Source organism: Limisphaera ngatamarikiensis (assembly GCF_011044775.1).
GTDB lineage: Bacteria > Verrucomicrobiota > Verrucomicrobiia > Limisphaerales > Limisphaeraceae > Limisphaera > Limisphaera ngatamarikiensis.
The window spans coordinates 72,142-78,141 of sequence record NZ_JAAKYA010000072.1; the positions used below are offsets into that span (position 1 = coordinate 72,142).

Sequence of the window (6,000 nt, forward strand, 5' to 3'; positions counted from 1 at the left end):
CCCCGGGCTTACAGCCACACGGTCCACCCGGGCTCACGACGCAACCGGCCGTTGCCCCGCCAGTTTCAACACCTCCTCCAGGTACCGCTGCACCGTCTCCCGCGGCCGAAGCCGCTGCGCCTGCTGCAACAATTCAACCGCCCGCCGGTACTCCTGATGCCGCACCAGCAGCTGCGCCAGCTTCACCAGCGCCTCCGGAGCCACCGACTCGATCTGCGCGGCCGCTTGATATCGAAATTCAGCCCGGTCCCGATCCCCCTTTTGCGCATAACAATCCCCCGCCAACATCAGGGCCACCCCGTCCAGCGGATCCCGCTCCAGCAGCCGCTCCAAAACCTGCAGCGCCCCATCCAGGTCTCCACGCGCCATCGCCAGACGCGCCTTCAGTCGGCCCCACGCACCCGCTTGTTCCCCGGGCACCGTCCCATCCCCGCTTCTCTCCATCGTCTCCATGTACTTGGCGGCCATGTCCGTCCGGCCCTGTCCCACCATCACCTCCACGGCCCGCACCACGCGGGCCCAGCCCGCCGCCGGATCTTTCTCCAGCGCCTCCTGATAAACGGGCAGGGCCGTCTCCGGCGTGCCCAGCAACACATACAAATCCGCCAGCGTGAACAGATCCTCCGCCCGCGCCGCCCCCAGGCGACGCACCGTTTCATAGGCCACCGCTGCCTCCGCCCGTTCATCGCGCATCAGGTGCAGTTTCGCCTTCCACGTCCACAGCGCCGCCCGATCCGGGTGCGCCGCCAGAATCTCGTCCACGAGCTTCAGGGCCGGCTCCAATCGACCGCTGGCCGACCAGGCCTGCAACAACTGCATCTGCAGCGCCAGATCGTCCGGCCGGAACACCAGGGCCTGTTCCGTGGCCGCCGCGGCCGCCACCGGCCGACCCGCCTGCAAATGCGCGAACCCCAACATCCCCAGCGTCGCCCCGTCCGCCCCGCCCAGCTCCATCGCCCGGCTCAGTGCCCGAATCGCTCCCGCATAATCCCCGAGCCGCAAGGACACAAACCCCAGATTCTTCCACGCCCGCAAATAATCCGGATGCTTCGCCACGGCCGATTCCAACCAGGGCCGTGCATTGGTCAGATCGCCGCACTGAAACAGCGCCGTGCCCAGCGCAAAATCAAATACCGCCGAACTCTCCGGCCCGGCCAGCGATCGCAACACCTCCACCGCCCGGGCCGGATCCTCGCGCAACGCCGGAGCCACGCGCTCCCGCCACACCTGTTTCTCCTCCTCACGCATCGCCGGCTCCCAGGTGCCATGAAATCCGTAGGATCCGTACAAACGCCGCTGAAACTCGATGTCGTTCCAGAAAGCCGACAGCGGATCCGACGAATCCACCGGCGCAAAGGCCGGCACCGGCCCCACCGCATTCGTCACCGACCCGCGTTCGGCCGGCACGGCACCGGTTTGCGTCCGCGTCCGACCCCGGGTGGCTGCCTCGACATCCCGCACCATGCACACAGCCACCACCCACACCCACAAACCCGGCAGCCACCACCGCCCGCAGGGCCACCCTGGCCCCGCGCATCGTCGTCGCTTTGCCATCACCATCGCCTCCTTTCAGTCTCCCAACCGCATGCTCTCAGGACGAAATCGAAAACCGGATCGGTTGCCTCATGTACGTCCGCACCGGCCGACCCTCCTTGCGCGCCGGCCGAAACCGCCACTTCCGCACCGCCTCCAGTGCGGGACCCTCAAACTCTGGACGCGTTGACCGTTCCACACGCGCGTCCTGCACCTGCCCCTGCTCGTCCACCACAAACACCAACACCACCCGACCCTCCACACCGGCCCGCCGCAACGCCGGCGGATACACCGGGGGCACCGACGCGACCAATTCCGGCGGCTCCTCCACCTCCTCCATCGCAAATGCCTCCTGCCCGGTCACCGCGGCCGCCGGATTCAACACCGGCATCGCCAGACCGCCCCAAGCACCCCCGGCACCCGTCGCAAGATCCAGACTCACGCTGAGATTCAGAGTCGGCGCAGACTCAACCAGGGCGGGCGGCGGCGGTTCTGTCGGTTGCTGCGGCGGCGGAGGTGGCGGCGGTTCTTCCGATGGCGGAGGCGTCTCCAGGTTCACCGTCTGTAGGGAGGTCAACAATCGGAGACGCTGGGCACGACTCGACGCCATCTGCGTGAACGGCAGGACCAGGAACACGACCAGGGTCAGCACCGCCGCGCCGGTCCACACCCGCAACAGATCCCAACCGCCGGATCCGCCCATTGTGGTCCCTCGGCCCCTCACGCTGGTCCCCTCGTTTTCACGACTGCGCCGGGTCCGTCGCGATGCTCACGCTTTTGGCCCGACCCAGCTTGGCCTCGTCAATCACCCGCACCAACAGGCCCGCATTCGCATTCCGATCCACCTGCAATACCACCGGCAGAGGTTCATCCCGGCACAACCGACTCACCAGCGGCCTCACACCCCCCACGCCAATCTCCTGGCCGGCGTGAATCACCTGTCCCTGCGCGGTGATGGCAATCAGGATGCACTGCTTCTCCAGCGCCTGCGCGCTCAGTGCCTGCGGTTTGTCCACCTCCGTCCCCGTCTCCTCCACAAACACCGTCGTCACAATGAAGAAAATCAGGAGGATAAACACCATGTCGATCAACGGAGACACGTTGATCTCCGTCAGTTCATCCGCCTCCACCAGCACGCGTCGGTATTTCATGCCTCCACCAAAGCCACCGATTCCACGGGAGCCGAACGGTGCCTCCGCAGCCGCACCCGTTGAACCAACAGGCTCTCCAGCCGCGCCGCAAAAGCCTCCCACTCATGCCGCCGCCGCCGGGCCCAGTGCACCATCATCATCCCCGGCAGGGCCATGCACAGCCCCACCTCCGGCGGAAACAACGCCTGCGAAATCCCGGCCGCCATGGCCTCCGTGATCTGTCCTCCCCCACCCAACGCCAGCGCCCGAAACGTCGCCAGCATTCCCGTCACGGTCCCCAACAACCCCACCAACGGCCCCGCCGCCACCAACGTGCTCAGCAGGGCCAGTTGCCGGTCCGCACCCGCCGTGTACAAGTCCGTGGCCGCCAGGCAACGCCGATGCACCTCACCCTCCCGATCCTCTTCCACCCCGGCCACCACCAGCAATCCACGTGCCTCCTGCGGGGCCGATCCGGGATCCCCAACCCACTTCTGCCAGTCCGCCTCCGTGCCCCACCGATCCGGCCAACGCCGCATCTGCAGGATTAACCGGAGCCCGACGGTAAACATCATCAATGACACCACCGCCAGCGGCAGCATCACCCAGCCGCCCCGCACCCACGTCTGCACAATCATCTCAATCATCGTGTCACTCCTTCCCGAATCGCCGACGGCGTCCGCGACGCCGGCAGCCCGTTCAAAAACGCCACACTGATCTGCTCCAACCGGCCCAACATCCCCTTCAACCGCCGCGACAGCAGCGCATGCAGCAACAACGAGGGAATCGCCACGATCAATCCAAACTCCGTCGTGATCAGCGCCTCCGAAATCCCACCCGCCAGCGTCTTGGGATCCCCCGTGCCAAACACGGTGATCACGTTGAAAGTGTTGATCATGCCCGTCACCGTGCCCAGCAACCCCAACAACGGCGCGGCCGCCGCCGCCAGGGCCAAAAACGGCAACCCGCGCTCCCACCGCGGCCGCAGCGCCAGCATCTTCTCGTACAGCACCTCCTCGACGGCCTCCTTGGGCTCCCGCCAATGAGCCACCGCCGCCTCCAACATCCGACCCACCGGACCCGCAATGCGCCGCGCCACCAATTGCGCCCGCTCCGGGTTCCCCTCCGACAACGCCACCAACACGGCCTGCACCTCCTCCGGACCCGCCATCGGCACCCGACTCAACTGAACCCACTTGACCACGAAAATCAGCAGCGCCGTCGCCCCCAACAGCAGAATCGGCACCATCACCGGACCCCCCTTCCGAATGTGCGTCCACAAGGAGTCCCGCGTCGCTGCCAGCTTCAGCGCATTACCCTGTGTGGGATCCACCGGAAGCAACCCCGCCCCGTTCGAAGCAACCGCACGAATCTCTGAAGACGCCTTCGCATCCACCGGGACCACCTCCGGCGCGGGCGCGTTCAACCGCACCTGCACCACACCCGCCGCCCCGTCCTCACCCGCCGCCGCAAACCACACGGCCGGCCCTATCATCACGTACCGACCCTCCACCAGGGCACCGCCCGCAGACAACGCACGTCCCTCCACAATGTCGCCCCCCATCAACCGTTCAATCCGCTCCAACCCCGCATCCACCAGCGCCAATTGCCGGCCCAACCGATCCGCCGGGTCACCCGCATCCTCCGATCGCGCCCGCTGATATTCCCGCAACACACCGTCGTACCGCGACGCTTCCGCCCCATGCAACCGCCCGGAAAACGCTTCGAAGTAGTTGTGCAACAGCCCCTCCACCGCCGCCACCTCGTTGCTCCGGGCCCGCAGCTCCGACTTCAACACGTTCAACTCCACCAGCGCATTGTCCGCCGCACGGCGCGCACGCTCCAACTCCGCCCGACGCGCCGTCACCGTCTCCTCCAGCTCCCGCACCCGTCGCACCAGCGGCAACCGCTCCGCCTCCACCTCCGCTCGTGTCTGCGCCAGCTCCCGCAGCGCCGCCTCCAAATCCGCCCGCGCCCCGCCCTCCACCAGCGACCAGTCCGCGCCCATGGCCCAGCCGGCCCCGAGCACCCACAGAATCCACAACCAGTACCCGCGCTTCATTCCTGAATCCCTCTCCCAACAGCTCACCGCACCTCCACCGGCAACACCACAAACCGGGCCGCCTGACGGCCCTCATACACCTCGACGGCATCCCGAATCCTCCCGGCCAACGCCGAATCCTCCACCCAGCGCCAACCATCCGGCCCCGGTACACCCCGGCCCGCCAGCCGACCGCCCTCATCCACAAACCACGCCTGGCCCAGACCCAGATACAACACCGTAACTCGCACCGCCTTCCCATCCGGTCCGGGCCGCAACTCCGGATGCACCGTCACCGCCGATTGAAACTTCTCCACCTCGTTCAACAACGTCACCAGCGTCTGCAACCTCATCCATGCGGACCGGCCCCGAACCTCACCGTCCCCCTCCAAACGGTCCAACAACGGTTGCACCGTTTTCTTCAACGGCTCCGGAAATCCCGCCGCCAACCGCCTGACCCGGCCCTCCAACTCCGGCAACCGCCCCTTCAAAACCTCCAATGCCTTCTCCAACCGCTCCTTTTCCCTCTCCACCTGCAACCGCTCCTGAACCACCACCGTGCTCTGCGTGTGCACCTGCGACATCGCCGCTTCCAATGTCCGCAACTCCCCCTCCCACAGGGCACGCGTCTGCTCCAGCGCCTCACGCTCCGCCACCCAATCCGAGCGCACCTTCGAAATCATCTGGCGCGTCCGCACCCACTGCTCCAAAACAGATGCCCCCTCGGGCCCTGCGGAACCCGTTACCTCCGCCGCCCGCCCGGCAAACGAAGCCGCCGCGCACCACACAATCCCGATCCAACAGCCGAGTCTCATGCTGCCGCCACTCTGCCGCCCGACCCTGACAGGCACATGACGGTTGTGTGACAAATCCGTGACAGGCGGTTCCATCCACCGTTCTGTGCCGGTCCACCTCGTCTCCCCACACCCGTTCGGTTGAATTCCCAACCCACGAAGAACCTGACATCCGGCCACGGCCCGCCCTAACCTGCTCTCATGAACAAACGGTGGAACCGGTGCCTCAACCCTGTCCTTGCCGCCGCCATTTTGGTGACCGCGGTCGCTTCGCTGCGTGCGTCCTCCGATCCGGCCACCCCACCGATGTCCTCATCCGCTCCAATCGAACGCCCATCCGCCAACGCCGGCACGACCCAAGGCAGTCGCCTCCAATCCCTCGCCCTCAACACCAGCCCACCGGGCCCCGCAGCACTGACCGGCCCGGCCAATCCCCCACCAGCTCGACCCAACCCGTCACCAAAACCCGCTCCGCCCGCCGGAACAACCCCGCCCCTGCCCC

General features: G+C 66.7%; 6 protein-coding genes. All 6 read right to left on the bottom strand.

Going from position 1 to position 6,000, the window contains the following annotated elements; genetic code table 11:
- Positions 1 to 33 precede the first annotated feature (33 nt).
- From G4L39_RS10650 to G4L39_RS10675, 6 genes are read right to left on the bottom strand one after another with little or no spacing between them, the layout of a single operon-like run.
- Positions 34 to 1,554, bottom strand: a complete 1,521-nt coding sequence (locus G4L39_RS10650) for a tetratricopeptide repeat protein (protein ID WP_165108099.1) — start codon at positions 1,552 to 1,554, stop codon at positions 34 to 36.
- Between the two features lie 37 nt (positions 1,555 to 1,591).
- Complete coding sequence (locus G4L39_RS10655; RefSeq protein WP_165108101.1) at positions 1,592 to 2,236, bottom strand: energy transducer TonB; 645 nt, start codon at positions 2,234 to 2,236, stop codon at positions 1,592 to 1,594.
- A gap of 37 nt (positions 2,237 to 2,273) precedes the next feature.
- Complete coding sequence (locus tag G4L39_RS10660; protein ID WP_165108103.1) at positions 2,274 to 2,684, bottom strand: ExbD/TolR family protein; 411 nt, start codon at positions 2,682 to 2,684, stop codon at positions 2,274 to 2,276.
- The gene (locus tag G4L39_RS10665; RefSeq protein ID WP_165108105.1) at positions 2,681 to 3,310 is read right to left on the bottom strand and encodes a MotA/TolQ/ExbB proton channel family protein; all 630 of its coding nucleotides are present in this window, start codon (positions 3,308 to 3,310) and stop codon (positions 2,681 to 2,683) included. The genes G4L39_RS10660 and G4L39_RS10665 overlap by 4 nt, the downstream gene beginning before the upstream one ends.
- Positions 3,307 to 4,725, bottom strand: coding sequence for a MotA/TolQ/ExbB proton channel family protein (locus G4L39_RS15465; RefSeq protein ID WP_165108107.1), 1,419 nt, complete (start codon positions 4,723 to 4,725; stop codon positions 3,307 to 3,309). Before G4L39_RS15465 ends, G4L39_RS10665 begins: the two co-directional genes overlap by 4 nt.
- A 23-nt stretch (positions 4,726 to 4,748) precedes the next feature.
- Entirely contained in the window at positions 4,749 to 5,519 is a 771-nt protein-coding gene (locus tag G4L39_RS10675) for a DUF3450 family protein (protein WP_165108109.1), read from the bottom strand.
- Between the last annotated feature and the right edge of the window lie 481 nt (positions 5,520 to 6,000).